Here is a 25,596-nt window from a genome sequence, read left to right as displayed (position 1 = left end):
TTACCTCCTTCTCTGAATAATAAGCGCAGACAGAAAATCAAGCAGACTGTGTGCAAGTATGGGTACCCATAAACTCCCTTGTAAATCAAACAGTTCGCCAAGACAATAGCTCGTGGCAAATACCATGATTAACAGCAAAGGCTTCGTCAAATATCGAATATGTATAAGCGTAAAGAGCAAACTTGTCCAACCGTTCCCGAGCCACCACTGGATGACTCCTCTAAACAGCCACTCTTCACAGAACCCAACCAATACACATAAACATAAAGTTTTGGGGATAGACAGATTTCGAAAGATTCTTCGATTGATTTCTCCATCGGCTACCCAATTGGCAGGGACAACGCGTTCAAGACCCTCACTGATGATGACAACAATAATAGCGAATAAAACGCCATAAATAATAGAAGTCCGATCGCTTAACTGAAATAAATGAATGAAGGTTTCTTTCGTATGGATGAAAAAGCTTGCCACCATCGCAATCAGCAGAAGAATTCCTTGCGTGATGAGCAAATTCACTCGTAAAAAACGACCATCCATCTGGTCCAATGGACTATTCAAACCTCTCCACCTCCCTTGTCTCCAATGTAACGCCAGGAAACAACTTCAGTATAGAAGATCTCAAATCCCAGCCAGCTTGATTATCATAAGAGAACCGCTCATCCTCTTTCAATCGATACATTTCGTAATCTAGCCCGCATAACGAGCAACATTGCGCTTGTTTAGATGGGATACGCTCTCCAAAATAGGTTTGCAATCCCTCCCTAAGGCAGGTACTTTGTCCCAGCCAAACTTGCATACTACGTAATTTCGCTGTCTTGGTTAGTTTTACCTCTTCTATTTTACGGATGATTTGCGCGGCAACTTTCCTTAGATCTCGATTCCCGTTTAATTGATAGGTGAACCCATTTTTGCTTTGCGCAGATTGTTGGATCATCCCAGCTTGCTCGCAGTAAAAAAACAGCATACGCCAGGACTGCTCAGACAAGCCAACCCACGCGAACAGTTCGGCATGTGTGACTTCCGTTTGACCCAAAGCGTGTCCTTTGGTTGCAAGATACTGAATAAATTGCTGGATTTCAACCTGTGTAGGAATCTCGTTTTGCATCAGACGGTTATGAATGTAATAATCATCCGGATGATAGAAAAGACAGGCATAACCTGGCTTCCCATCTCGTCCAATTCTCCCAACCTCCTGAACGTACGCCTCCATACTAGGTGGATAATGATAATGCAGAACGAATCGTATGTTGGGTTTGTCAATTCCCATCCCAAAAGCGTTAGTGGCGATAATTACAGACAGCTCGTCCCTTAAAAACTGTTCCTGGATAAGAATTCGATCCATTGCGCTCATTCCACCGTGATACCCATGCACACTCGTGATGCCTTCCATGTGAAATGCCTGTACAAGCTGTTCCACGGACTGTCGTGTGCTGCAATAAACAATCCCAGGACCTTTCACGGTTCGAATGGTTTCGATCAACTGCCTGATTTTCTCTTTATCTGAGTCAACCGCTTGTATCTCGTAAGCGATATTTTCTCTGTTCAGGGATAGAATCACACGATCTTCCGGTTGAATATGAAATAATGAGGCTAGCTCCTGCTGTACCTCAGTCGTCGCTGTAGCCGTTACCGCTAATACGGTAGGATTGCCCAGCTCATTCATAATCTGCGGCAGCTTCATGTAATCCGTACGGAAGTCATGGCCCCACTGGGAGATGCAGTGTGCTTCATCAACAGCAACCAACGATACTCCCCGCTTCTTCAAGATGGACATCACATGAGACTGCTGAAGCTTTTCAGGCGAGATATAGACAAGCTTGTATTTTCCGTACTCAACCTCTTGAAGAATCTGTCTCATCTCCGGTACCGAAAGAGAACTATTCAGATAGGTGACATCGTGTCTGCCTTTTGCCTTAAGCTGTTGCACCTGATCGATCATTAATGAGATCAACGGTGTCACAACCAGCGTAAGGTTAGGAAACAACAAAGAAGGAAACTGATACGTCAACGATTTCCCCCCACCCGTTGCCAATAACCCTAGCACGTTCTTCCCCGCCATCAAACGATCCACAATCTCACGCTGACCGGTTCGAAAGCTCTCAAATCCCGTATATTGACGCAGTTTTTCTTCCAAGTTCATTGATTGCTTACTCATGCGTTCTCCTTCACCTGCGCTAACGCAAGCCGAATTTGCAGGTATGTATACCGATTGGCCAGATGTTCGCGTAACAGCTTCAGACGCTTTGTTCCCAATTCTTGGCTGGCGGTAATGATTTCTATTTTAGCGGATTGTGTCAAAAACTGAGAATGATCCCATGCGGGGCAATGCAAAACGATTTCTACCAGATGATCCTCGATTGTCCCTTTTCTAAGGCCACGTCTCTTGGCAATTTGGTCAATGTCTTGCGTTTGTAGAAGGTAATGATATGTCGCAGCCGCACTGGTGCTTAAACCAAATGGCTGAGCCAAAGTTGTGTTCAGTAATTGCTTCATTAATGGGTATTTTGTTTCTTCACTTTCCAGAAGCGTAGTCATCAGGTTGATTAGTAAATAGCGAAACTTTAAACGAACAAGAAATACCGGTAATTGTTCGGATTGTGCTAGTTGTTCCAGCGTATGCCCCACTTGTCCGATTCCCGAAAGCTGGTCCATCAGCAAACGTTGAAGATGTGTTGGATACGGGATCAACAATTGGTATAGTTCAAGGGCAAATGTTGACAGCCACCGCTCTCTGGCCGAATGGTCTCGTAACTTTTGTTTTACCCAGTTTTGTACAAGTTTGTCCGTTACGACCGGGAAAAAGGCCGTATTACGCTGAAGCAATTGCGAAATCGTTTGGGTCATCAGATGCAGCCTCTTCCAAAAAAGTTCACTCTCTTTTACTGGGGCGGTTGCGGTGATTGAAGGAAACCATTGAGAAAAGGAATATTTGGCCTCAGCTTCTTCCACCAGCGCTTTTCCTTTGGAAGTAACCCGAAAGGTTTCTTTTTCTTGATTACTTGAGTGTTCAACTATTTGAATCATTTGATTGTTTACTAATTGCTGAAGAATTTCTTCCCATTTCTCTTTCGAAAGAGCGGAAAAAAACCGATAATAGGAACATAGGCCATACATATGCGTATCTTGTTCCGTCTGATTCGACTTCCTGCCCTTCAAAACATAATAGAGGGACATTACGGTTCGCTCATTTTCAAGCGGAATCAATCCTTTTATTACAAAAGCATGCAGAAAAAACTCATCTTCTGCCGGGAGGATCATAACTTTTTCTCCTTTTATTATTCACTTCTATAAATTTTATACGTTATACTAGCTTGTATCCTTTGAAAATAAGAATACATAGAAAAATACGAGGATTCACTCATTGCTGGAGGAGACCAATGGGAAAAAGATTAAATCGTTCTGATTACTTTATTGTTTACATGATTATCATATCACTTGCTTGCTTGGTCGGCGGATTTTTTTTAGGGATATGTGTCATGAAGTCCAAAGCTCAAGCAGAGATTGAGGCAATCACAAAAGATTATACGATTAAACTGAACCAAGACCAGATGGAAAAGACAAAGAAGTTATACAAAGAAGAAGATTTTGTCTCGTTTTACTACAACGTTTTTGCACCATTAGAAAAGTTTAAACAATCACATCTCACATTCCAAAACAAGGTTGCAAACTCATCTGCCGGAGATTACAAATCCATTTTGTCTGCCGCACAAGATCAGGCAAATGAAACACTAAAGAAAATCGAGCAAGCGAATGTGTCGAACAGCTCCCCATTACTGATCCAGGCAAAACAAGAATACATGAAGAGTTTACAGGTCTACATGGATGGTATGAACCAAATGAACGATGGTGATACTACCAAACTGACTCCACAGGAGATGTCACAACACCTTGAGTCGTTTAAGCGCAATTGGTTGCGCGCACAGGCTGACTTTTATAAAGCAATTGCCATTTGGGAAGAAATGTATGTGACGAATAAGCCACTCGTTCAACAGGTATCTCAATCTAATATTTCTATTGAGCAGTGGAAATCCTATCCGTTTAACCTGCGTGATTATCTTGCTGCGGAGAACCTCTACCGAAACAACGTGATGGTTCCTTTTCAACCGGAAGATATTACCGCCCGAATTGATGGCGTGGTCTTAACCAATCAAGCAAGTTCATTAGGGTGGAAAGATATCCCTTTCGCGTTCCGAGTGCTTTTCACAACGGATGCTGTACGCCCTGGAGACTTTAAATCTTTGAAAAACAAACTATATCCTGGCTTTAAATCTCCCGAATTACAATTTTTCAACGAATAAGTGAGTTTTCACTAGGATTCATTCTTGAAATCTAATCAAACAAAGAATAAAATGGTTTATGGGCAATGGACGTATCAATCTGTATGGGAGGTGAAACAACAATGACAACTTGGGTAGATAAAGAAACCTGTATCGCTTGTGGCGCTTGTGGCGCTACTGCTCCTGACGTTTTCGATTACGATGATGAGGGCTTGGCGTTCAACAAAATTGACGACAACTCCAACACTGCTGAAATCCCAGACATCCTTTTTGATGATGTTCGTGATGCTGCAGATGGTTGCCCTACTGACTCCATCAAAGTTGAAGAATAGTTCTCTTAAGAACCTCTTAGCGTTTCACGTTAAGGGGTTCTTATTTTTGATATACATGCAAAACGCTTCCGAGACCTGTTTTCGGAAGCGTTTCGATTAGTTCGCCTGATGAGATAACAGTTCCTCCAAGTCATCTGCCGAAAGTGGTCGGCTTAAATAGAAGCCTTGAATCTCATCGCACTTCTTTCGTCGCAAGTGCTCAAGCTGATCAGCGGTTTCTACTCCTTCCGCAATAACTTTGAGCCCCAAGCTGTGCGCCATAGCAATAATAGAATCAGCAATAGCAGCATCTTGCAGGTCCGTTGTAATATCGTGGACAAACGATTGATCGATTTTTAAACGGTTGATCGGGAAATGCTTCAAATAGTTCATAGAGGAATAGCCTGTCCCAAAATCGTCTATAGAAATTACAATCCCCAATTGCGTCAACTGATTTAAGGTCTCAATGACTCGATCTACATCTTTCATGGCGATGCTCTCCGTAATCTCTAGCTCCAGGTATTGTGGTTCCAACTGCGATTCCCGAAGAACTTCAGACACCATCGAAATCAGATTCCCATGTTGAAATTGGCTCGCCGACAGATTCACGGCCACTTTTAATTGGTACCCAGCTTTCTGCCAACGCTTGTTTTGTCTGCAAGCCGTCTGTAGTACCCACTCTCCAATCGATATAATTAATTGCGTCTCCTCCGCTAATGGAATGAAACGTGCCGGAGATACCATTCCATAGATCGGATGTTTCCATCTCAGAAGAGCTTCAACGCCTACGATCTGGCCCGTTCCCATATCCACTTGCGGTTGGTAATGCAATAAAAGCTCATTTCGATCAATTGCTTTTCGCAAGTCTTGTTCTAATGCCAACCGTTCATAAGCCTGTTCATTCATTTCTTTCGTATAGAATTGATAGTTATTTCGTCCCTTTTCCTTGGCGCGATACATGGCCGTATCAGCGTTTTTCATTAGCTCTTCGCCATCTCGTCCACCCAGAGGATATCTGCAAATCCCGATACTTACACTAATCGTAAGCTCCCGGCCGGCAACTTCGACTGGCTGACTGATCCCATCCAAAATAGAGTGGGCAATACGTTCAACTTGCTCCTCACCGTCAATTCTAGGAAGTAAGATCGTAAATTCATCTCCTCCAAGCCGAGCAATTGTCGCCTCATCGGTTACGGCACATCTCAGTCGATTTGCGATGATTTTCAAAAGTTGGTCTCCGGCATAATGTCCAAAAGAGTCATTAATCACCTTGAAACGATCGAGATCAAGAAACATTACGGCAAGCTCGGTTCCATTCTCCTCTGCTTCACTAACTGCTATACCCAGTGTCTCCAAAAACCGCTTACGATTAGAGAGATTGGTCAAGTCATCATGGTAAGCCATATGATGGATCTGGTGCTCCGCTTCTTTGCGAGCAGTAACATCCCGAATAGCCGTAACTCTAGCTTGGCTCCCATTGTAATCAATCACTTTCCCAACGATTTCTACATAAAATTCGGATTGATCCTTCCGAAGTCCTTTGACTTCGTATGGTGATTCGATACCTGATAATAACTTGCGATAAACCAAATCTCGATCTTCAAGCACAGCGAAAGTGAGTACATCCATTCCAATGGCTTCTTCTCGGGTGTAACCAAACAAGTAGGTAAAAGATTCATTGACTTCAATTGTGATCCCGTTTCGATGAATCAATATGGCTTCAAAGGTAGCGTTGGACAGCTTACGGAAGCGCTCTTCACTTTTCTCCAATTGGTCTTGATGATAGTGAAGGACAATTTTGTCAATTCGATAACGGAAAATCAGCCAATACATTAAGAAGATTAATCCAACTGGAACCAATAGAAATCCCATCACCTTCAGACGTTCCAATTGCACCTCACGTTCCCACTGTTTCCCATCGTAATCAAGACCCACTATCGCCTCAACTGCTCCCTTATCATTATAGATCGGTGCGAAAGCGGAAATGGTATAACCCCGTTGGTCATAGGTAGGGTGTTTCTCGATAGAAACCACCCCTTCAAAAGCTAAGTCAACCTCAGGAATGTGATTATAATAGATCCCGACATGAGCATTTCTTTGCTCGCCAGATGTATTTACAATACCATCATCACTTCTGTAACTTTTAGAATCGACAACAAAGTAGATGGTTCCATTATCTGTTTTTCTTAAGGTATATAAATCAGTAAAATACGGATTGTACAATAACCACCGATTCATATTCTCTCGTACTTGTCGATAAATCGGATCGTTAGGGTTTGTCCCGATGTTTATCATGGAATGCCCAGCCAGCTGCAAGTCGTACGCAAAAGTAGGTGTCAAGCCACCCGCATTGCGCGCAAACTCGTTATACCGCTGCTCTTCTGCTTCACTAATTAAGAAGCCTCCAATAAAGAGAGTGAGAATTAACGATAAAGCCACATAAATTGGAACCTTTCCCATAACAGAGTGCCTGCGAAAACCAAGCCCAATCCCGAGTTTCTCTTTATGGATCCGATAATACATCCAGGCACCCATGAGGATGAATATCGCAAGCACACTTATATTAAAAATCAAAAAATCCATTTGCATTCTATTCTACTCCCAAGGGCGAATTATCAAATAAGTAAACAGGAAAACATTTCTAGAATAATTAAAATATACATCAATATGAATAGAAGGTATATTAGTATTTCGCAAATTGTGACAAATCTCAACACAAGCAGCAAACAACGAATATAATACACCACAGAAGCCTCAAAATAAACTTATTTCCGAACAATAAATATATTTTTATTGGTATCGTTCTTATTTTTTGCTTCAAACCCTATTGACGGTGTCTCATCTCCGTGATAAAGTTACACCATAAGTTGTACTTTCTGACTTGTTTAACAAAACTAAATAGTCAAACAACGATGATGAAGAGATACTATACGTTGGAAACCCTCAGAGAGCCGATGGTTGCTGCGAATCGGCGGTTCCGCTTATAGATGAGCACTTCGGAGTTAGCAAACCGAATGAATTCAGTAGGTTTGATTCGGATGAATCCGTTATCTCAAGGGTCTTAGACCTGTTAAGGTTCTCTTCTGTGAAGAGGAGAACAAATGAGGGTGGTACCGCGATGATTACCTCTCGTCCCTCACTACGTTCGTAGTGGGAGATGGGAGGTTTTTTATTATTCTAAAAAAGATTTTTGGAGGTAGAGAAACCATGTTTGAAGACAAAATGATTTTACGAATTCCTGGACCATCCCCGATTCCCCCTCGTGTACAACAGGCTATGAGTCGCCCGATGATTGGACATCGCAGCGGACAATTCTCCAAACTGTTTGCGGATACTGCTGCCAAATTAAAGCCTTTCTTCGGAACCACTCAAGATGTGCTGGTCGTGACAGGCAGCGGTACAAGTGCGCTTGAAATGGCTGTCGTCAATACCGTACAACCTGGGGAAGAAGTCGCTGTCCTGGTTAGTGGCGCATTCGGAGAACGTTTCGCCAAAATTTGCGAGCGTTTTGGAATCATTGCCCATCGACTGGATGTCGCTTGGGGAGAAGCCATTACACCTGAAGCCCTCGCCCCATTCTTGGCGGACAAACCGCAAGTGAAAGCAGTATTTGCTACCTACTGTGAAACTTCAACTGGAGTCCTTAATCCGATTGAAGAATTGGCGAAAGTCGTACATGAAAAAACGGACGCTCTTTTTATTGTCGATGCTGTAAGCTGCTTGGGTGCTGTCCCATGTGAGATGGATGAATGGGGCTTGGACATTGTGGTAACCGGCTCGCAAAAAGCGTTTATGCTCCCAACTGGCCTTGCGTTCATCGCCGTTAGTGAACGAGCCTGGAATGTGATTGATCAAACCAAGGCACAAGCCTTTTATCTTGATTTGAAAGCTTATCGCAAGAGCTTTGCGGAAAAATCAACTCCGTACACCCCAGCTGTCTCTCTCGTTTTTGGTTTGGAAGAGGTCATCGCCATGATGGAAGAGGAAGGACTTGCGAACATCATCAAACGCCATGAATTAATGCGCGATATGACCCGTGCTGCGATGAGTGCGCTCGGCATACCGTTAATGACCAAGGAGGAATATGGTTCTACTACCGTTACTTCACTTGATCCACAAGGATTGTTTGACGCTGAAGAGCTTCGTAAAGTGCTTCGAACCAAACACAATCTAGTGATCGCAGGTGGACAACAGCATTTAAAGGGCAAGATTTTCCGCATTGGTCATATGGGCTATTGTGAACCGCTTGATGTGATTCAGATTGTTGCCGCGATAGAGATGGCATTGAAACAAATCGGTTTTGAAGTGGAATTAGGAAAAGGCGTGAAAGCCGCACAGGAGGTATTGATCCAGCATGTATAAAGTACTCATCAGCGATCCATTAAGCGAATTTGGCATTCAAAAATTACTCGATGCGCCAGACGTAGAAGTCTTTCAAAAACCGGGTCTCTCCCCTTCTGATCTGCTTGCTGAAATTCATGAATACGATGCACTCTTGGTCCGCAGTCAAACACAAGTCACGGCTGAAGTCCTTGCTCAAGCCAAAAATCTAAAAGCAGTCGGCCGCGCTGGCGTTGGGGTCGATAATATTGATATTCAAGCTGCTACTCAGTGTGGAGTAGTTGTCATCAATGCTCCCGACGGTAATACGATTTCTACCGCTGAGCATTCCTTCGCGATGCTTATGTCGATGTCACGCAATATCCCGCAAGCCCATAAAAAGCTGACGGATGGCACATGGGATCGCAAAAACTTCCAAGGCGTCGAGTTAAACGATAAGACACTAGGCATCATCGGAATGGGTCGAATTGGTACTGAAGTCGCGAAGCGCGCAAAAGCTTTTAATATGAAAGTCATCGGTTACGATCCTTTCTTGACTGATGATCGTGCGCAAAAGCTGGGTATTACCAGCGGCTCCGTTGAAGATATTGTGCGAGAGGCTGATTTCATTACCGTTCATACCCCGTTAATTAAAGAAACCCGTCATATCTTGAGCACCGACCAATTTGCCAAAATGAAAGATGGCGTGCGTCTCATTAACTGTGCCCGTGGTGGAATCATTGATGAGAGGGCTTTATATGAAGCGATCCTTACTGGAAAAGTAGCTGGAGTCGCCCTGGACGTGTTCGAACAGGAACCGCCTGTCGATAATCCGTTGATCGGGCTTCCGCAAGTGGTGGTTACCCCACACCTTGGCGCCTCCACTGTGGAAGCGCAAGAAAATGTTGCGATTGACGTATCGGAAGAATTGTTGAAAATCCTTCGCGGTGAATCGTTCAAAAACGCGGTGAATCTCCCTTCTCTTCCAGCTCACGTGATGGAAAAAGTGCAACCGTACTTCAGCTTGGGTGAAAAATTGGGCAGCTTCCTTGCTCAAGTAACTGTAGGAGCCTTGCAAGAAGTAACGATTACCTACAGCGGTGAATTGACGGATGTCGATATTTCTCCTTTGACCCGCACGATTTTGAAAGGAGTGCTTTCTTTCCGACTTGGCGAGGAAGTCAATTACGTGAACGCGCCGCATCTGGCTAAAATTCGTGATATTACCGTCAATGAGCATAAATCATCGCATAATCGCGGATTTACCAACTTAATTACACTTGAGCTAAAAACCAATCAACAAACCCGGACAATCTCTGGTACTCGTCTGAACGGATATGGGGCGCGAATTGTCAAAATTGATGGCTACTCCATTGATGCCGCTACTGAAGGTCAAGTGTTGTTTATTCACCACAATGACCGTCCAGGCGCAATCGGACGTGTCGGTACGATCCTCGGGTCGAACGAAGTTAACATTGCCACGATGCAAGTGGGTCGACGCGATATTGGCGGAGACGCGATCATGTTGCTTACAGTTGATAAACCACTCTCTCCAGAGCTTCTGGATACCTTGGGAGAATTGCAGGAAATAAAGAGTGTTACACAGATAGAACTCTAATTGGATAACACAATTCAAGAGCGATTGATCTCTTCTTGCCCAATAATGAAAGAGCCCAGATGAAACTTCTGGGCTTCTTTTTCGTATAAGTAGGAAATAATACAACAAGAATTTAATTGAAGAGGAGAACGCTATGACGAACCAAGCCATGCTTGCCATCGGCATCTTTTTAGTTACTTATGCTTTTATTATCAGTGAAAAAATCAATCGAACCATTGTCGCCATGATCGGCGGAATACTTATGGTACTCTTAGGAATTGTTTCCCAGGAGCAGGCGCTGCATCACATCGATTTTAATACGATTGGATTGCTTGTCGGCATGATGATTCTTGTAATCATCACATCTCAAACAGGTGTATTTAAATATATGGCCATTCGAGCAGCCAAACTAGCGAAGGGAAATCCTATACAGATTCTGATTTATCTCTGTCTGATTACCGCAGTTGCTTCCGCTTTACTCGATAATGTAACAACTGTCTTACTTATGGTTCCCATATCCTTTAGTATCGCAAGACAATTGCAAGTAAACCCATTACCCTATCTGATTAGTGAAATCATCGCTTCCAACGTGGGAGGCACAGCCACCTTGATTGGCGATCCGCCAAACATCATGATTGGGAGCTCTATCCCCGAGCTGGACTTTATGGCATTTGTAGTCAATCTTGCTCCGATTGCCTTAATCGTACTCCTTGTCACACTCGTCTTACTGTATTTCATTTATCGCCGTGAATTACAAACATCACCTGAATTACAGGAAAAATTGATGAACTTGCAAGAAAGAGACGAGATCACTGACGTACCGCTCCTGAAAAAATCACTCTCTGTGCTTGTCTTAACTATTCTAGGATTCACTTTGCATGGGATGTTGCATCTCGAGTCAGCCACGGTGGCTTTAACAGGCGCATTTGTTCTTTTGCTGTTGACAGGTGAACATTTTCTGGAGGATGCGCTTAGCAAAGTGGAATGGAATACCATCTTCTTCTTCGTTGGTCTATTCGTGCTGGTATCAGGATTAGTTGAGACTGGAGTTATCGCTAAAATGGCGCAAGCTGCGATTGGGTGGACAGGCGGAGATGCTCTAAAGACGTCTAGTCTTATTCTCTGGCTAAGTGCTATTGCCTCCGCATTCGTCGACAATATTCCATTCGTCGCTACCATGATCCCGATGATTAAAGAGATGGGGACTCTCGGAATCCATAATTTAGAACCGCTTTGGTGGAGTCTTGCTTTGGGAGCATGCTTGGGCGGGAATGGAACGTTGATTGGAGCAAGTGCCAATGTCATCGTAGCAGGGCTTGCAGCCAAGGAAGGCCATCCCATTTCCTTTATCGGATTTCTAAAGGTTGCTTTCCCTCTCATGATCCTTTCCATCATCATGAGTCAAGGTTATATCTATCTCCGCTATTTTGCATTCTAAGGAGGCTAGCATAGCTTGGTAAATTATACAGTTGATGAGCAATTAATCGAAGTTACCGAAGTGAAGAATCAGAAGGATTATACCTTCAACATTCAGGTGAAATCAGAAGAGATGAGAAAGCGCCTGAAACAAGTTCGATCCTATTTTGAAGAAAATAAGGATTTAACAGATGCTATGTTTTATTCGCTCCAAGATGGTCGATACGAAGTCATTGTTCGTGACGATATGTTCATCACCTTTTTGCTCATTGCTTTCAAATATCGCTGCTTGGAATCACTCGCGTGGCAATGAGAAACAGCTAAAGCTAAAAAAAGCCGACAACCTAGGAAATATCCAAGGATGTCGGCTTTGTTATTTTACGTTAACCATTTACTTGAAAAGCTCAAGGATTTGGCTTACATCATCTAAAATGTAATCCGCTTTCTCTTGCTCAAACTTGGCTCTCGCTTCTTGTCCAGATAATCCCGTAAGTGTAGCGGCAAAACGACAGCCTATAGCACGTGCCGCCAAGAAGTCAGCAAAAGAGTCTCCTACAATTAACACCTCATCTGGGTTAGCAATTGGCAAGCTGTACTCCATTACTTCAGCGATCGGCTTATCGAGTCCAATCAACCCGCGGACATAGCAATGCGGGTGCGGTTTCGCAAGCGGCGCTGCGTCGGGATACTCTTGCTCAGCCTCCAATACATGACTTGCCGTCACAATCCGATTGGCATCAAAGAGATGAAGCAGATTCAATTCCTGAAATGGCACATGTGTCTCGATCGTAGGACGGCCTGTACCAATCCCAATCGTGATACCCTTGGAACTAAGCTCCTCAAGAATTTCTCTTACGCGAGCAGGCTCGACAATCGCGATTTCATCACTTAAGAAGCCTTTTTTGCCAGGTTGCGCTGTTGGACGACCAATGGATTGCTCGACCAACGAATCCCCAAGATACCATTCCTGGAAGGTTTCCTGACACAGGTTCCACAACTCGCTGTTACGAGAGAAAATATCGGTCTCCACTCCACAACGTTCACGAGCAAGGACATTCAAATACGTTAACATCTCAGCCTTCTGAGCTGGCCCTTTGGCGAAATCAGCCGTAAACCCCGCATAGTCGACATCAAAGGCAGGAAGATCTGAAGCTTTCTCAGCCAACTGTTGAATCACGGCTCTATTCACTTGGCTCTTGAGTAGCTGCACAACATCGGTGTGAGAGTGTTGTTGTACATGCTGGCAAAGACGAATCAACTGATACCCAAACGCTAAAAATACCATGTCCCAGTTGGAGTTGATCCCGCGTGACTTGATGAAGGTAAGCACTTCATCTTTGGCAAAAACAGTTTGGCGTACAGAACGAATGGTCTCTTCTGCAGGAGCAGGAGTAAACTTCTCCTCGGGCAAATGCAAAAACTGCGGGCTGTGCATTAGCTCCCAAACGGTTAAAGCAGAAGCATCAAAATAACGTTCTTCACTCAAGAAGACGCCATCGACGTCAAACAAGATGGTCTTAATCACGCTGTCCTCTCCTATCTCTCTTTTTTTATATAGCGGGCAAGGAAATGGTGAAGGTAGTTCCCTCTCCCTGCTTACTATGAACAGTAATGGTTCCTTCGTGTGCGTCTACGATATTTTTTGCAATAGCAAGCCCAAGCCCCGTGCCTGCTCTCCCTCGTGTGCGCGCTTTATCCGCTTTATAAAATCGTTCAAACACAAATGGAAGATCCTCTTGCGGAATCCCACTCCCGGTATCGCTGATCTCCAAATAGAGCGGGTCATCCCCTTTTACGCGAATCGTCACAGTCCCACCAGCCGGCGTATGACGCATGGCATTATCAATCAGATTGGTGAGAACTTGCTCAATTCGATCAGAATCTATATCAAAATCATTCCGTTGTGTTTGATAAGATAGTTCGAGATTGACTCCTCGCTCTTTCGCCAAGCTAGCGAATTTGCGATGAATCCGTTCCAAATAAGGGCGAAGTACGATGGTATCTTTGTACAATTCGATATGTCCCGCTTCCATCCTTGCCAAATCAAGCAATTCATTGACGAGTTTCGTCATTCGAACCGACTCATCATAGATGATTTGGGCTAGTTCCTTATGTTCTTCCGGACTGGCGGCAATATCGTCAATGATCGCTTCGCTGTAGCCTTGCAGCATCGACAATGGGGTACGAAGCTCATGAGAGACGTTGGCTACGAAGTCTTTTCGAAGCTTGTCCAGTTTAAACTCCTTCGTCATATCACGTAAAAGGGCCAGCGCACCACGCACTTGACCGCGGTCGTGCAGTGGAACCATGACCACCGCCCAGACCCTTCCTTGAATAGGAATCTCTTCGTGAATCTCCTTTTCAGTCTGTACCACTCGCTGATACATTTCAAATATAGGCGCAGGCAATGAATTAGATTCATATCGCCAATCCCGTAAAAAATGCTCGGCTGGCGGATTGGTCACGACCATTTTTCCCTCAGCGTTAATCATAATAACGCCATTGACCATGTTCTTCAGTACACTGGAAAGCTGTTCTGTTTCATTGGATAACGCGTTAATCACTTCATTCAGACGTCCAGCCATCGTGTTGAAGGTGGAAGCAAGGTCTCCAATTTCATCACTGGAACGAATGGCCACTTCTGCGTGAAAATCTCCTTCTGCGATTCTTTGAGCTGTCCGCTTCATTTCACGCAAGGGTGAAGTGATCCTTGAGGACAAGAAGAAAGCAAATACTGTCGTCAGGACGAATCCAATGATCCCTACGACAAAGATCAATTTGCGTACTTCCGAGACCGTCCCGTTAAAATCCTCGATCGGCTGAAACAAGATGATGGCACCGTTCTCGCTCCCACCAATCTTCACTGGGGCAGCGATTGCCAGAATTTCCTTACGATCGGAGAGATCTTCTGTTACACTCGGGAAGATAATCCGTACTGGTTTAAGGTTCGTACCTTGCAGCACTTCTCCCAATTGCAATTCAGGTCGACGAAGAAAATCGTTGATGGTGAGATTCGGTAAAAAGCGACTGTTCAAATTGGTATTTAACGGTTTCAATTGACCATCCACCACGATCAAACCTGTCCGATAGGTTGCCCACAAATTAGAAGTGAATCCTATCAACTCACTGTTGTTTGGCATTTTTTCAATCGTGCCCGCCAAACGCTGGGACAAACCCTTCAGGTCTTCTGTCTGCTTATGCAGGTAATAGCTATCAAATGACTGAACTAACAATAGACTAAAAATGGTGAGGACCACTGCAAATAGCGCAATGATCGTCATCCATAGTTTTCCTACGACACTCCGAAACATCACATCCACTTTACTTTGGCACCTCTAACTTGTAGCCAACTCCCCAAACAGTAGCAATCATTTGAGCCGCATCTGGTGATACCTTGTTCAATTTCTCACGTAAACGCTTGATATGTGTATCCACTGTCCGAAGATCTCCGAAGAAGTCATAGTGCCAAACATCCTTCAGTAATTCCTCGCGTGTAAATACTTTATCAGGAGACAGTGCCAGATAGTGAAGCAGTTCGTACTCTTTTGGAGTCAAATTCACTTCCTGACCGCTTGCCAGCACTTTGTGCGCATCATGATCGATGGTCAACTCTGGGAAGACCAGGATGGAATGGCTGCTTGTAGTTTCGGTCTTCAAGTAAGCGGTTGCGGAAGCTCGGCGCAAAATTGCTTTCACGCGATAAACCACTTCACGTGGGCTGAATGGTTTTACCACATAATCATCTGCTCCTGCTTCGAAGCCATGCACGCGATTTGTTTCTTCCCCTTTGGCTGTCAGCATGACGATTGGAGTGGCTTTTTGCTCCCGGATTCGTTGACATACCTCTATTCCGTCAATGCCCGGCAGCATTAAGTCAAGCAGGATAATATCGTAGTCTTCGGTCAACGCAAGCTCTACTGCCTGCTCTCCGTGCTCCGCTTCATCAATATAAAAATTCTCGCGCTCCAAGTACATTTTGAGCAATCGACGAATTCTTTCTTCATCATCCACAACTAGAACTCTTGCAATCTTCTCCATGTGCTCCACCTCTTCAGTAAACTAGATACAAGATCGAAAAAACTGGTTTATTAGACTCCGGCATAGGAATGCAAGCCGGCAATCACTAGGTTAACAACTACCAAGGTAATAAGGACGATGACGAATCCAGCAACTGACATCCAAGCGGATTTCGTGCCAATCCATCCTCGCGAAAGCCGTAGATGGAGGTAAGCGCTATAAAAGAGCCAAACGATAAGCGCCCAAACCTCTTTCGGGTCCCAACCCCAGAATTTCCCCCAGGCCTCTTCAGCCCAGATCATCGCAAAGATTAATGCTCCTAAAGTAAATACAGGATATCCGATTGCGATGGCCCGGTAACTGATCTCATCAATTAATTCGGGATCTATATCCTCTAATGTGGGTTGAAGAACCGCCGCCAAGCGTTTACGAGCAATCAATCTTAATACTCCGTAGAGGATTAAGCCTGAGACAACTGACCAGATCATCGTGTTAAACTTACGCGCCGCATCCTTCCCTTCCATCCAGGAAGGCGCTTCAAACAACGGATTCATCAGTCCAGGCGAAACAATCTTTGCGTCTGTTGGTCCAGCGATCGCAGGAAGGATATAATCTACTTTTAGCGTCTGTTCAACGGTTCCATCTGCCTTATATTTTGGGAACTCGAAGGTTGTTTTGTGATTCAAGCTACCGAAAATAGTAATGACTAAAATGAATCCAATCAGCATTAAAACGACGCTGATCACGATCTCTAACCATAAGGTGCTCTTACTCTTCACATTTTGATTCACCGTACGGATCAAATACATCAGTCCAGCAGCAAAACCTACGGCGAGAATCCCTTCGCCAAGCGCTGCGGTCGTGACGTGAATTTGTAGCCAGTAACTTTGCAAGGCTGGAATCAACGGGGTAACTTCCCGCGGGAACACGCTTGCGTACGCCAAGATGATAACACCAAGTGGCATTGCAAACAGTCCAAGGACCGTAACTGGATAAATCCGGGCGATAATCAGATAAGCCAAGATGATACAGAATGCGAGAAATGCCATAAACTCAAACATATTACTGGTTGGGCTGTGACCACCGGCTATCCAGCGTGTGATGACATAACCCGCTTGTGCGAGAAATCCTACTAATCCGATGACATAACCCAACCGGCTAAACCGTTGTTCATGGGTCTTCGGATCACTATTCGCCCACTTTTTGCCTGTTACCGCTATAGCGTAAATAATAGTGGACAGTACATATAAAATAAATGCGGTTAACAGCAGATTCTCACTAATTTGGATTAACAAGAGTCTCGTCCCTCCTTTATCGTTCTGGAATCGTACAGTGACTTGTTAGACGGATGGGGTGGCTTGTTCATTGCGGGTACTTGAAGTTTCTCGAAAGGAAATATCCAGATTCACTTTTTGACGAAGATCATTCAATTCACGTTTTAAACCAAACCAGTTCTTATTCGTATGACCTGCCACGTACAGCATCCCGTTCTCCAAATGTACCCAGATACGGCGATGCTGCCAATAGAATCCCATTACGAGTCCAATCATGGTAACAAAGCAACCGAAATAGATTAACGGAAGCATTGTGTCTTTTCTGACCATTAAGCCTGTTATATTTTTGAGATCAGGCTTCTGAATGGCTAAATCGAATCTTGGATCTTTTTTTTGCGTAATAAATCCTCCAGATAGGTACACGAGCTTCTCATCTGTTCCATCTTTGTCGGAGCGAATCTCCAGTGCAAGCATCGGATTATTAGGAGAATTCGTTTTGGTCGCTGGGATTTTATTCTCGTCCATGTAAAAATCAGGATAATAGTCTAAAACCTTCACAGTGAAGTCATTTCCAACCTTCTGTTCCTTTGCTGGCGAAAACAAATCAATCTTCACTGTACCGACTGGTTGATCTCCTGCCTTGGTATCGATCAAGCCGAAATTAAGGGCACTTAACTGAGATTCCTGTTTACCCGATTGATAGAGCTGAATGCCTCCAATATTCATTGGATGGTTCACGACGATCGGCCCTCTTTGGACCTCTTTCAAACTTGGAGGTGAACCTGGAAGCGATTGATTGTCGTTCACATAAACGATGGCGTCTGTCTGGAAGTTTTTCGGTACAACTTTTCCTCCAAGGTCCAGTTTCTCAGGGAAATCGGCATCTGAATAATACTCGGTTTTATACGCGACATTTTTTATATAGTAAGACGTATTCGGGATGGATACCGTCTGGCCCTCCCTCACCCAGACAAATTCGTCCAGGTAGAAACTTGGTACATTACGCAAAAGAACACCAAGTAAAAAAAGGATCAGCCCAATATGATTGATATAAGGACCCCATCGGCTAAATCGGGCTTTTTCTCCAAGGATGGAGTTCCCCTCCTGATAGATGCGGTATCCTCGCTTACGCAACGCTTCTTTCGCGGCTGTCAACGTCTGTTCGTTTAAGGCTTCAGTCTTTATTGCCGTCTCCCCAAATACTTTTTGACCTCGTAAAAAGGACAAATGAGGATTGACGCGGGGTTTGTTTAACGCTTTGTAAAGCGGTATGACCCGATCCAAACTGCAGATGACAAGGGATGTGCCAATTAGGACGAGAAGACTGACATACCACCAAGAAGAGTATAAGTTGTGAAATCCCAGGTTGTAGTAGATTTTGCCCAAAACCCCGTAGGTTTGCTGATAAAAAAGGGCGATCGATTCTTCGGTAGGCACTGGAACAGGTATGTATCGTTCTTGTGGGAAAATCGTTCCCACCGCTGAGGCAATTAAGGTAATGATGATGAATGTAACCGCTATTTTTACAGAGGAGAAAAAATTCCAAATCTGGTCAATGACACCTGATTTGTAGGTTTGAGATCTTCTAGCCATACCCTCATAGCGCATATCAGGGAACGAACCATTAACTTGTTCGTCTGCCTGATCAATTGGCTTGCCGCACGCCTCGCACAGCATAGTGCCGACTGGGTTGGTATGACCACACTCACATTTACGTTCATCCATATGGTTTCCTCACTTACGGCAGAATTTTGGCTACTTTCTCTCGAATGATTGACTCGTTCATTTGTCCAGTCACGATGGCTTGCACCACTCCGTTTTTATCGATGAAGAAGGTCGTTGGAATGGGGCCGATATTGTACAGCCGTGTAATCTCACGTTGCTGATCAAGCCAGATCGGAAACGTAACGCCAAACTGATCCACAAACTGTTTGACCGTGATTGGTGATTCGCCAATATTCACTCCTGTAAACACAATGCCCTTATCTTTGTTCTTCTCCCATTGCTTTTCTATTTCGGGCATTTCCGCTTTGCAAGGATCACACCAACTTCCCCAAAAATTCAGTACCACTGCTTTTCCTCGTAAATCGGACAGCTTCACCTGGCTACCATCTAGCTGCTGCAAACTGAAGTTGGGCGCAACGTCCCCGACAGAGATGGTTGCCTGATCTTTCTTGAAACTGGAGTAAACCGCAAAGATTAGCGCGGCTAATAGGATGACGAGGATGACCACGCGAATCGAAGTGCGATTTTTTTTATCCATGCTCTTTTCCCCTGTCTGAATAATTTTTCTCCATTAATTATATCTTCCCTAAAAATATTTCCAGCACATTATATTTGAACGTTTTTTGAACGATCACCGTTTATTGTGAGTTTTCGACAAATTGCCCTTGATTAATACACGTTGAATGTGTTCGACCTCTTGATTGGTCAAAAAACGATAGTCTCCCTTCTTCAACCCTTCCAGTGTAAGAAAGCCTAGTTGGATACGTTCCAGTGAAATAACCGGATGACCGATTGCCTCACACATACGTCTTACTTGTCGATTCCGCCCTTCATGAATGGTTAATTCAAGGTGGGCACGTTTTTTGACCGGGTCCACTTCCAGAATTCTGGCTTCTCCAGGAGAGGTCATGCCATCCTCCAGTTGTATCCCTGTAGCTAGTCGCTTCACTTGATCCGATGTCGGAATTCCTTTCACCCAAGCCCGATAGACTTTGTCCATTTCATAGGAAGGGTGCGCAATTTTATTCGCCAATTCCCCATCATTGGTTAATAGCAATAAACCAGAAGTATCATAATCGAGACGTCCAACAGGATAGACGCGTTCCTGTACACCCTGTAATAAATCGGTTACGACTTTACGACCTTGCGGATCATGCAGGCTGGTGATTACTCCGGTTGGTTTATATAGGAGAATATAGAGATGCTTCTCTCGACGGATCACCTTCCCGTCAACTTCTATCTCATCTATACTCGGATCAACCTTAGTACCTAATTCGGTAACGATTGCACCGTTGACTCGGACTCTTCCTTCTTTAATGATCTCTTCACAGTTTCGACGAGAGGCCACTCCGGCTTGAGCCAATACTTTCTGTAGACGTTCCATGTATGTTTCACCTCTTCAACTCATCACTCTCATCATACCCATTTATTACATAGTGGACAAGGAAAACAGAAAAACTTCCCCACATTACGAGGAAGTTACTAGTAAAAAACATAATAGACAACCACAAGAGAGGCGATTACACTAACGAAATCCGACCAAAGTCCTACTTTCAGCGCATAGGCGCCATTTCGGATTCCTACCGCGCCGAAATACACGGTCAACACATACAACGTGGTATCTGTACTCCCTTGCATAGTAGACGCAAGTTTGCCAAGCAGTGAATCCGGACCATACTGCGCAATGATATCGGTAGCGATTGCAAGCGACCCCACTCCCGAGAGCGGTCTCAACAGCCCTAATGGAACAATCTCGGCCGGAATATGGAAGAAGTTGAGCAGCGGCTGAATCAGCGAGAGTAGCAAGTCAAGCGCTCCCGACTCTCTAAAAAGCGTAATGGCTACCATCATGGCTACCAAGTGTGGCATGATTTTGATCGTTGTGACAAATCCGCCTTTGGCCCCTTCAACAAAGGTCTCGTACACAGGAATCCGTTTGGAGAATCCGTGAATCAGAATAAGGGAAATCATCATGGGGATCGTCCACAAAGAAATGAGTGAGATCCATTGGTACACGTGACACCCTCCTATCTGTACCTTCGCATGGACACCCTGCGGTAAAAACGATCTAGGATCAATGCGACAAATGTTGCGATAAACGAAGCAATCAATGTAGTTCCAACAATCTCAAACGGATTGGCCGAACCATATTGCATCCGAATGGCAATGATGGTAGTCGGAATTAAGGTGATGCTCGCTGTGTTAATGGCGAGCAGGGTGCACATTGATGGTGATGCCACTTCTTTGTTGGGATTAAGCTTTTGCAATTCTTCCATCGCTTTGAGCCCCATCGGTGTAGCGGCATTCCCTAACCCTAAGAGATTGGCGCTCATGTTGGAGATGATGTATCCCAAAGCTGGATGGTCCTTAGGAACATCTGGGAAAAGGACACGAACCACAGGCGATAAAAAGCGCGAAACAAAGTGCAACAAACCTGATTTCTCCGCGATTCTCATCAAGCCCATCCAGAACATGAGGACACTTAGTAAGCCGATACAGACGGTAAGTCCGCTCTTCGCGCCTTCGAAAGAAGCTTGACTGATCACTTCCATACGGCCATTTATCGCGGCAACCACAACACTAATCAGAATGAGTCCCAACCAAATGATATTAAGCATCAATCAATCCTCCCAGCATCAGCTGGTAGACCAGTTCCCAGAAAGATCGTGGGTGATGCCCTGCCTGCGTTTGCTTGGTCTCCTGTACTGTAAGCGGAACCTTCCCAATCAGCTGCTTATCCAGAAAAAATTGTACATATCCCACATGCTGGCCAATCATGCTTTTATCTACTTTAGACGAAAGAAGTTGAACTTTCGATGTAACTTGACGGACTTCATCCTCACGCAGCGGGTATTGGAACTCGCTTTGCGAGACAAAGCTTAGTTTATTATCCAGATTCTCAGGTTGCTGAGTCTCTTTATTCCATTCAATTGCTTCTCCCTTACTGACGATCGTAACGGTATGAAACTGTTGAAATCCCCAATCCATCAGCTCCATCGAGTCGTTCCAATCATTTGGCGCATTCAGTGTAATCACGGCTAATTGCCTGCCGTCCCGTGTTGCTGAGGAAGCGAGGCAACGTTTCGCCAGCTTGGTATAACCCGTCTTCACACCGTCTGCCCCTTTATAGAGGTAGAGTAGTTTATTTTTGTTTTGCAGCTTACGATCCCACTCGTTTCCTTCCCAGGAGATATTTTTAACTTTGGTTGAGACGATTTTTTTGAAGGTGGGATTGCGTAACGCATAGGCACTTAGCTTCGCCATATCTGATGCTGTGGAATAATGCATGTTGCTGTCATCCAATCCGTGCGGGTTATTGAAATTGGTATGGGTCATTCCAATCATGGCAGCTTTCTCGTTCATCAGATAAACAAATCCCGGCACTGAACCGCCAATGTGGTTGGCGATCGCCACCGCAGAATCATTGCCTGAGCGAAGCATCAAGCCATACAGGAGTTCTTCTAGCGTCAGGCGTTCTCCTTTTTTGAGATAAATCGACGAGCCCTCTACTCCCACCGCTTCACCCGGGATTGTGATGACATCGTTCAGCTTTCCCGACTCAATCGCTACAATGGCGGTCATGGTCTTAGTCAGGCTGGCAATTCGCATTTTTTTGTCGCCCGCCTTGGCATATAATATACGTCCGGATTGCACATCGATTAGTGCCGCACTCTCAGCTGAAATAGATGGCGCTTTGTTAGAGGCTGATTTTTTAGAGACCTCCGCGCTGCCTAATGGAGTAATCAGCCATTGACATAAAAATAAAACGACGAGTACGCCGGAAATGCGATTCAGGAATTTCATAACGTCCTCCCCACTACTTGGATAAGCTTGGTTTGTACCAAGTATATGGGGACGAGACGTCTTGTAGTACCTGAATCTATTCCGTTGAATTCTCGTCGTTCGCTTGAACTGGTGATGATTGGTTAAACAAGGCCGTTGCTTCTCGTTCTACTTCCTCGAGTGACAGATTGTTTGGCGGTTCCGGTAAGTCCGTGATTTCACGCAAGCCGAAATGTTCCAGGAAATCTTTTGTCGTCCCATACAGGATTGGCCGACCGATCCCTTCCGCGCGGCCCACTTCCCTGATCAGCTGCTTAGTATGCAGGGTATTCAACGCTTTCTCGCATTTCACGCCGCGGATTTCTTCAATATCGGAGCGCGTAATAGGCTGCTTGTACGCGATAATAGCCAACGTCTCTAGCGCTGCCTGTGAGAGGGAGGAGTGGCTGGGCGAAGAGGCCAGTTTCTCGAAGTATACCGCATGCTCAGGGAGAGTCGTGAACTGAAACGCCTTGGCTACCTCTACAATCTGTATTCCCCGATTACTCCGGCGAAAATCCGCCTTCATATCCTCCAAAATATCAATAACTGTGTCTTCCTCGAGCTCTAAAATCTGCGCTAACTCTTTGGCCTCAATTCCTTCATCACCGGAAATGAATAAGAGCCCTTCGATGACACCTTTTATGTGATCAAAGTCCATCGTGTACCCTCTCTTCTGTTCTTCCTTCTGTCTTGTCGGACGTATCGCTGTCACAAATCAAGATATCGGTAAATAATTGGTTCTGGACACAGGTAATACGCTTGGCTTTCATTAATTCCAGCAAGGCCAAAAAAGTCGTCACAATCTCGGTTCGGGAAGCTTCCTCCATAAACAATTGCGTGAATCGTACCATCCCTCCGCCAACCTTAATCAGCTGGCGAATCTCCTTCATCCGATCCTTGATGGAAATCTCATCACGAGACACTCTGGTCATGGGCTCTTTGTTCTGTCTGCGAATAAATAGCTTCTCTAGCGCCGACACCAGATCATAGATCGTTACGTTAGAAATTGTAGGCTCCTCTGCCCGAATATAAGGTGTTAAATCCTCAGCTGGACGTGTAAACACCTTGCTTCGCCCGATTTCCATCTCTCGTAGGTTTTCGGCTGCCATTTTGAACCGCTTATATTCCAAAAGTCGTTGCACCAGCTCATCGCGTGGGTCAATTTCTTCCATGTCCATATCAAATAACGGTTGAAAGACCGTTTCTTCTTTTTTGGGCAAAAGCATCTTGCTCTTGATGGACAATAGCGTAGCCGCCATAACAACAAATTCACTCGCCACTTCCAGGTGGAGCTCCTGCATCGTATGAATGGTTTGCAAATACTGCTCGGTAATATCTGCAATCGGGATATCATAAATATCTACTTCCGCTTTATCAATAAGATGCAGAAGCAAATCGAGCGGCCCCTCAAATGAATCTAGTTTAATGCTGTATGACACACTCATTCGCCTGCCTTATTTGTTCATCGCCGCCAGAATCACCTGTAGCATTCTAGCTAACGCCCGTAACCTCAAAAATCGTCGAAATAACCCACTGAATAGGGATGGTTAATAGGTTTCCAGCGCCTGGTAAAAATATAATCAACAATAGAATCCACGGGCCATAGGTATCCAAGTTGTAAAAAAATCGATCCATACTTCGTGGAGCCAAATAGCGGAGAATCTTATTTCCGTCAAGCGGAGGAACTGGAAGCAGATTAAACACCAGCAACGCAGCATTGATTACAATTGAAAACTTAAGCGTGTAAAAAATCGCATACTGCATCTTCTCGGAAAGGGTTGAAAAAAATTCAGCATGTAGCACTTTATCAAACAACAAAACAAAAAGGACAGCCAACAACAGGTTCACCAATGGCCCTGCTGCAGATACATATACCATACCTAACCGCTTATTCCCCCGAAAACGAAGAGGGTTCACGGGAACCGGCTTCGCCCATCCGAACGGGCCGAACAAAATCAAGATCAATCCAAATGGATCGATATGCGGAATCGGGTTAATCGTCAACCTTCCTTCCCTCTTGGCTGTATCGTCACCTAGTCTCCACGCGACGAAAGCATGGGCCCATTCATGCAGCGAAAAGGCAATGACAAAAGCAATCATGCGAAAGGGAACGGTTTCCCACTCCAAGTGAAACAAGTTGGATAAGTCCATAGTACCTCCTTAGAAGAATCGGCGTTTGCCGGACCTGTTTATGTAATATACCAGTCAATAAAAAAGTAAGAAATCGCCGTTCTAGGCGCAAATACGCTACCATCTAGAATAACAGCAGACTGGACTTGAAACAAGACACGAATGAGAAAACCCACCTGACGTAAGCGTTCGCTTCGCCGGGTGGGCCCTTTTACTTGAAGGATTCCAATTAGAATACTTCTACTTTTGCCATTTTGTCGCCTTGTTTGATCTTATCTACGTGCTCTTGGCCTTCTGCTACTTGACCAAACACGGTATGTACACCATCGAGATGTGGGAATGCATCGTAGCAGATGAAGAATTGGCTTCCACCTGTGTCTTTACCGGCATGTGCCATGGATAGAGCTCCTTTTACGTGCTTGTGAGGGTTTCCAGCCGTTTCACATTTAATAGTGTAGCCAGGACCGCCTGTTCCTGTTCCATATGGGCATCCGCCTTGAGCTACGAATCCAGGAATCACACGATGGAAATTCAACCCGTTATAGAAGCCTTCATTCACCAATTTTTCGAAGTTAGCGACAGTACCAGGAGCAGCCTCGTCAAAAAGATCCAATAGGACTTCATTTCCATTTTCAAGCGTAATTTTTGCTTTTTTCATAGTGTAAACCTCCTAACATCAATATCTTCTCTATCTTAGCTGTTCT

The 25,596-nt window shown here is 44.6% G+C and carries 24 protein-coding genes and 1 other annotated feature; of the genes, 6 read left to right on the top strand and 18 right to left on the bottom strand.

Annotated elements, in window-relative coordinates:
- The 3 genes from ACQCN2_RS04085 to ACQCN2_RS04075 are packed head-to-tail and all read right to left on the bottom strand — an operon-like array spanning window position 1 to window position 3,258.
- The gene (locus ACQCN2_RS04085) at window positions 1-558 is read right to left on the bottom strand and encodes a CPBP family intramembrane glutamic endopeptidase (RefSeq protein WP_426927625.1); all 558 of its coding nucleotides are present in this window, start codon (window positions 556-558) and stop codon (window positions 1-3) included.
- A complete protein-coding gene (locus ACQCN2_RS04080) occupies window positions 551-2,155 on the bottom strand; it encodes a RecQ family ATP-dependent DNA helicase (RefSeq protein WP_426927624.1) in 1,605 nt (534 codons plus the stop codon). Before ACQCN2_RS04080 ends, ACQCN2_RS04085 begins: the two co-directional genes overlap by 8 nt.
- Window positions 2,152-3,258 (bottom strand): YpbB family protein, encoded by a 1,107-nt coding sequence (locus ACQCN2_RS04075; RefSeq protein ID WP_426927623.1) that lies wholly within the window; start codon window positions 3,256-3,258, stop codon window positions 2,152-2,154. The genes ACQCN2_RS04080 and ACQCN2_RS04075 overlap by 4 nt, the downstream gene beginning before the upstream one ends.
- Before the next feature lie 119 nt (window positions 3,259-3,377).
- Here ACQCN2_RS04075 and ACQCN2_RS04070 point away from each other — a divergent pair, with 119 nt between their 5' ends.
- Window positions 3,378-4,298, top strand: a complete 921-nt coding sequence (locus ACQCN2_RS04070; protein ID WP_426927622.1) for a hypothetical protein — start codon at window positions 3,378-3,380, stop codon at window positions 4,296-4,298.
- Window positions 4,299-4,399: 101 nt separating this feature from the next.
- Window positions 4,400-4,609, top strand: a complete 210-nt coding sequence (locus tag ACQCN2_RS04065) for a ferredoxin (RefSeq protein WP_426927621.1) — start codon at window positions 4,400-4,402, stop codon at window positions 4,607-4,609.
- 96 nt (window positions 4,610-4,705) lie between these two features.
- Here the strand turns inward: ACQCN2_RS04065 and ACQCN2_RS04060 are convergent, their stop codons facing one another.
- Complete coding sequence (locus tag ACQCN2_RS04060; RefSeq protein WP_426927620.1) at window positions 4,706-7,177, bottom strand: putative bifunctional diguanylate cyclase/phosphodiesterase; 2,472 nt, start codon at window positions 7,175-7,177, stop codon at window positions 4,706-4,708.
- Window positions 7,178-7,491: 314 nt separating this feature from the next.
- Window positions 7,492-7,728, top strand: a binding site (T-box leader).
- A 67-nt stretch (window positions 7,729-7,795) separates the two neighbouring features.
- On the opposite strand from ACQCN2_RS04060, the gene ACQCN2_RS04055 reads away from it, so the two are divergent.
- From ACQCN2_RS04055 to ACQCN2_RS04040, 4 genes are all read left to right on the top strand, one after another.
- Entirely contained in the window at window positions 7,796-8,950 is a 1,155-nt protein-coding gene (locus ACQCN2_RS04055; RefSeq protein ID WP_426927619.1) for a pyridoxal-phosphate-dependent aminotransferase family protein, read from the top strand.
- Window positions 8,943-10,526, top strand: a complete 1,584-nt coding sequence (serA, locus tag ACQCN2_RS04050) for a phosphoglycerate dehydrogenase (protein WP_426927618.1) — start codon at window positions 8,943-8,945, stop codon at window positions 10,524-10,526. Before ACQCN2_RS04055 ends, serA begins: the two co-directional genes overlap by 8 nt.
- A 133-nt stretch (window positions 10,527-10,659) precedes the next feature.
- Window positions 10,660-11,943, top strand: coding sequence for an ArsB/NhaD family transporter (locus ACQCN2_RS04045; RefSeq protein ID WP_426927617.1), 1,284 nt, complete (start codon window positions 10,660-10,662; stop codon window positions 11,941-11,943).
- Window positions 11,944-11,958: 15 nt separating this feature from the next.
- Complete coding sequence (locus ACQCN2_RS04040; protein ID WP_426927616.1) at window positions 11,959-12,234, top strand: hypothetical protein; 276 nt, start codon at window positions 11,959-11,961, stop codon at window positions 12,232-12,234.
- Window positions 12,235-12,312: 78 nt separating this feature from the next.
- Here the strand turns inward: ACQCN2_RS04040 and ACQCN2_RS04035 are convergent, their stop codons facing one another.
- The 14 genes from ACQCN2_RS04035 to ACQCN2_RS03970 all read right to left on the bottom strand — a co-directional run bounded on the left by ACQCN2_RS04035 (window position 12,313) and on the right by ACQCN2_RS03970 (window position 25,550).
- Entirely contained in the window at window positions 12,313-13,446 is a 1,134-nt protein-coding gene (locus tag ACQCN2_RS04035) for an HAD family hydrolase (RefSeq protein WP_426927615.1), read from the bottom strand.
- Window positions 13,447-13,471: 25 nt separating this feature from the next.
- Entirely contained in the window at window positions 13,472-15,241 is a 1,770-nt protein-coding gene (locus ACQCN2_RS04030; protein ID WP_426927614.1) for an ATP-binding protein, read from the bottom strand.
- 1 nt (window position 15,242) lies between these two features.
- Window positions 15,243-15,959 (bottom strand): response regulator transcription factor, encoded by a 717-nt coding sequence (locus ACQCN2_RS04025; RefSeq protein ID WP_426927613.1) that lies wholly within the window; start codon window positions 15,957-15,959, stop codon window positions 15,243-15,245.
- Window positions 15,960-16,009: 50 nt separating this feature from the next.
- The gene (gene ccsB / locus ACQCN2_RS04020) at window positions 16,010-17,233 is read right to left on the bottom strand and encodes a c-type cytochrome biogenesis protein CcsB (RefSeq protein ID WP_426927612.1); all 1,224 of its coding nucleotides are present in this window, start codon (window positions 17,231-17,233) and stop codon (window positions 16,010-16,012) included.
- A 45-nt stretch (window positions 17,234-17,278) separates the two neighbouring features.
- A complete protein-coding gene (gene resB, locus ACQCN2_RS04015; RefSeq protein WP_426927611.1) occupies window positions 17,279-18,937 on the bottom strand; it encodes a cytochrome c biogenesis protein ResB in 1,659 nt (552 codons plus the stop codon).
- A gap of 13 nt (window positions 18,938-18,950) precedes the next feature.
- Window positions 18,951-19,475, bottom strand: a complete 525-nt coding sequence (resA, locus tag ACQCN2_RS04010; protein ID WP_426927610.1) for a thiol-disulfide oxidoreductase ResA — start codon at window positions 19,473-19,475, stop codon at window positions 18,951-18,953.
- Between the two features lie 93 nt (window positions 19,476-19,568).
- Window positions 19,569-20,321 carry a pseudouridine synthase gene (locus tag ACQCN2_RS04005; RefSeq protein ID WP_426927609.1) on the bottom strand — a complete coding sequence of 251 codons (753 nt, stop codon included), beginning with the start codon at window positions 20,319-20,321 and terminating at the stop codon, window positions 19,569-19,571.
- A 98-nt stretch (window positions 20,322-20,419) separates the two neighbouring features.
- A complete protein-coding gene (locus ACQCN2_RS04000; protein WP_426927608.1) occupies window positions 20,420-20,953 on the bottom strand; it encodes a spore maturation protein in 534 nt (177 codons plus the stop codon).
- Window positions 20,954-20,964: 11 nt separating this feature from the next.
- Window positions 20,965-21,555, bottom strand: coding sequence for a nucleoside recognition domain-containing protein (locus ACQCN2_RS03995; RefSeq protein ID WP_426927607.1), 591 nt, complete (start codon window positions 21,553-21,555; stop codon window positions 20,965-20,967).
- The gene (locus ACQCN2_RS03990; RefSeq protein ID WP_426927606.1) at window positions 21,548-22,741 is read right to left on the bottom strand and encodes a D-alanyl-D-alanine carboxypeptidase family protein; all 1,194 of its coding nucleotides are present in this window, start codon (window positions 22,739-22,741) and stop codon (window positions 21,548-21,550) included. Before ACQCN2_RS03990 ends, ACQCN2_RS03995 begins: the two co-directional genes overlap by 8 nt.
- A gap of 76 nt (window positions 22,742-22,817) precedes the next feature.
- Window positions 22,818-23,420: an SMC-Scp complex subunit ScpB gene (gene scpB / locus ACQCN2_RS03985; protein WP_426927605.1), complete on the bottom strand. Its 603-nt coding sequence runs from the start codon at window positions 23,418-23,420 to the stop codon at window positions 22,818-22,820.
- The gene (locus ACQCN2_RS03980) at window positions 23,410-24,201 is read right to left on the bottom strand and encodes a segregation/condensation protein A (RefSeq protein WP_426928162.1); all 792 of its coding nucleotides are present in this window, start codon (window positions 24,199-24,201) and stop codon (window positions 23,410-23,412) included. The genes scpB and ACQCN2_RS03980 overlap by 11 nt, the downstream gene beginning before the upstream one ends.
- Before the next feature lie 52 nt (window positions 24,202-24,253).
- Window positions 24,254-24,913 carry a site-2 protease family protein gene (locus tag ACQCN2_RS03975; RefSeq protein WP_426927604.1) on the bottom strand — a complete coding sequence of 220 codons (660 nt, stop codon included), beginning with the start codon at window positions 24,911-24,913 and terminating at the stop codon, window positions 24,254-24,256.
- A 208-nt stretch (window positions 24,914-25,121) separates the two neighbouring features.
- Entirely contained in the window at window positions 25,122-25,550 is a 429-nt protein-coding gene (locus tag ACQCN2_RS03970) for a peptidylprolyl isomerase (protein WP_426927603.1), read from the bottom strand.
- Window positions 25,551-25,596 lie beyond the last annotated feature (46 nt).

This window comes from Brevibacillus ginsengisoli, from assembly GCF_050113715.1.
Taxonomy (GTDB): Bacteria; Bacillota; Bacilli; order Brevibacillales; family Brevibacillaceae; genus Brevibacillus_H; species Brevibacillus_H ginsengisoli.
This window is presented reverse-complemented; position numbering and strand designations above follow the sequence as displayed.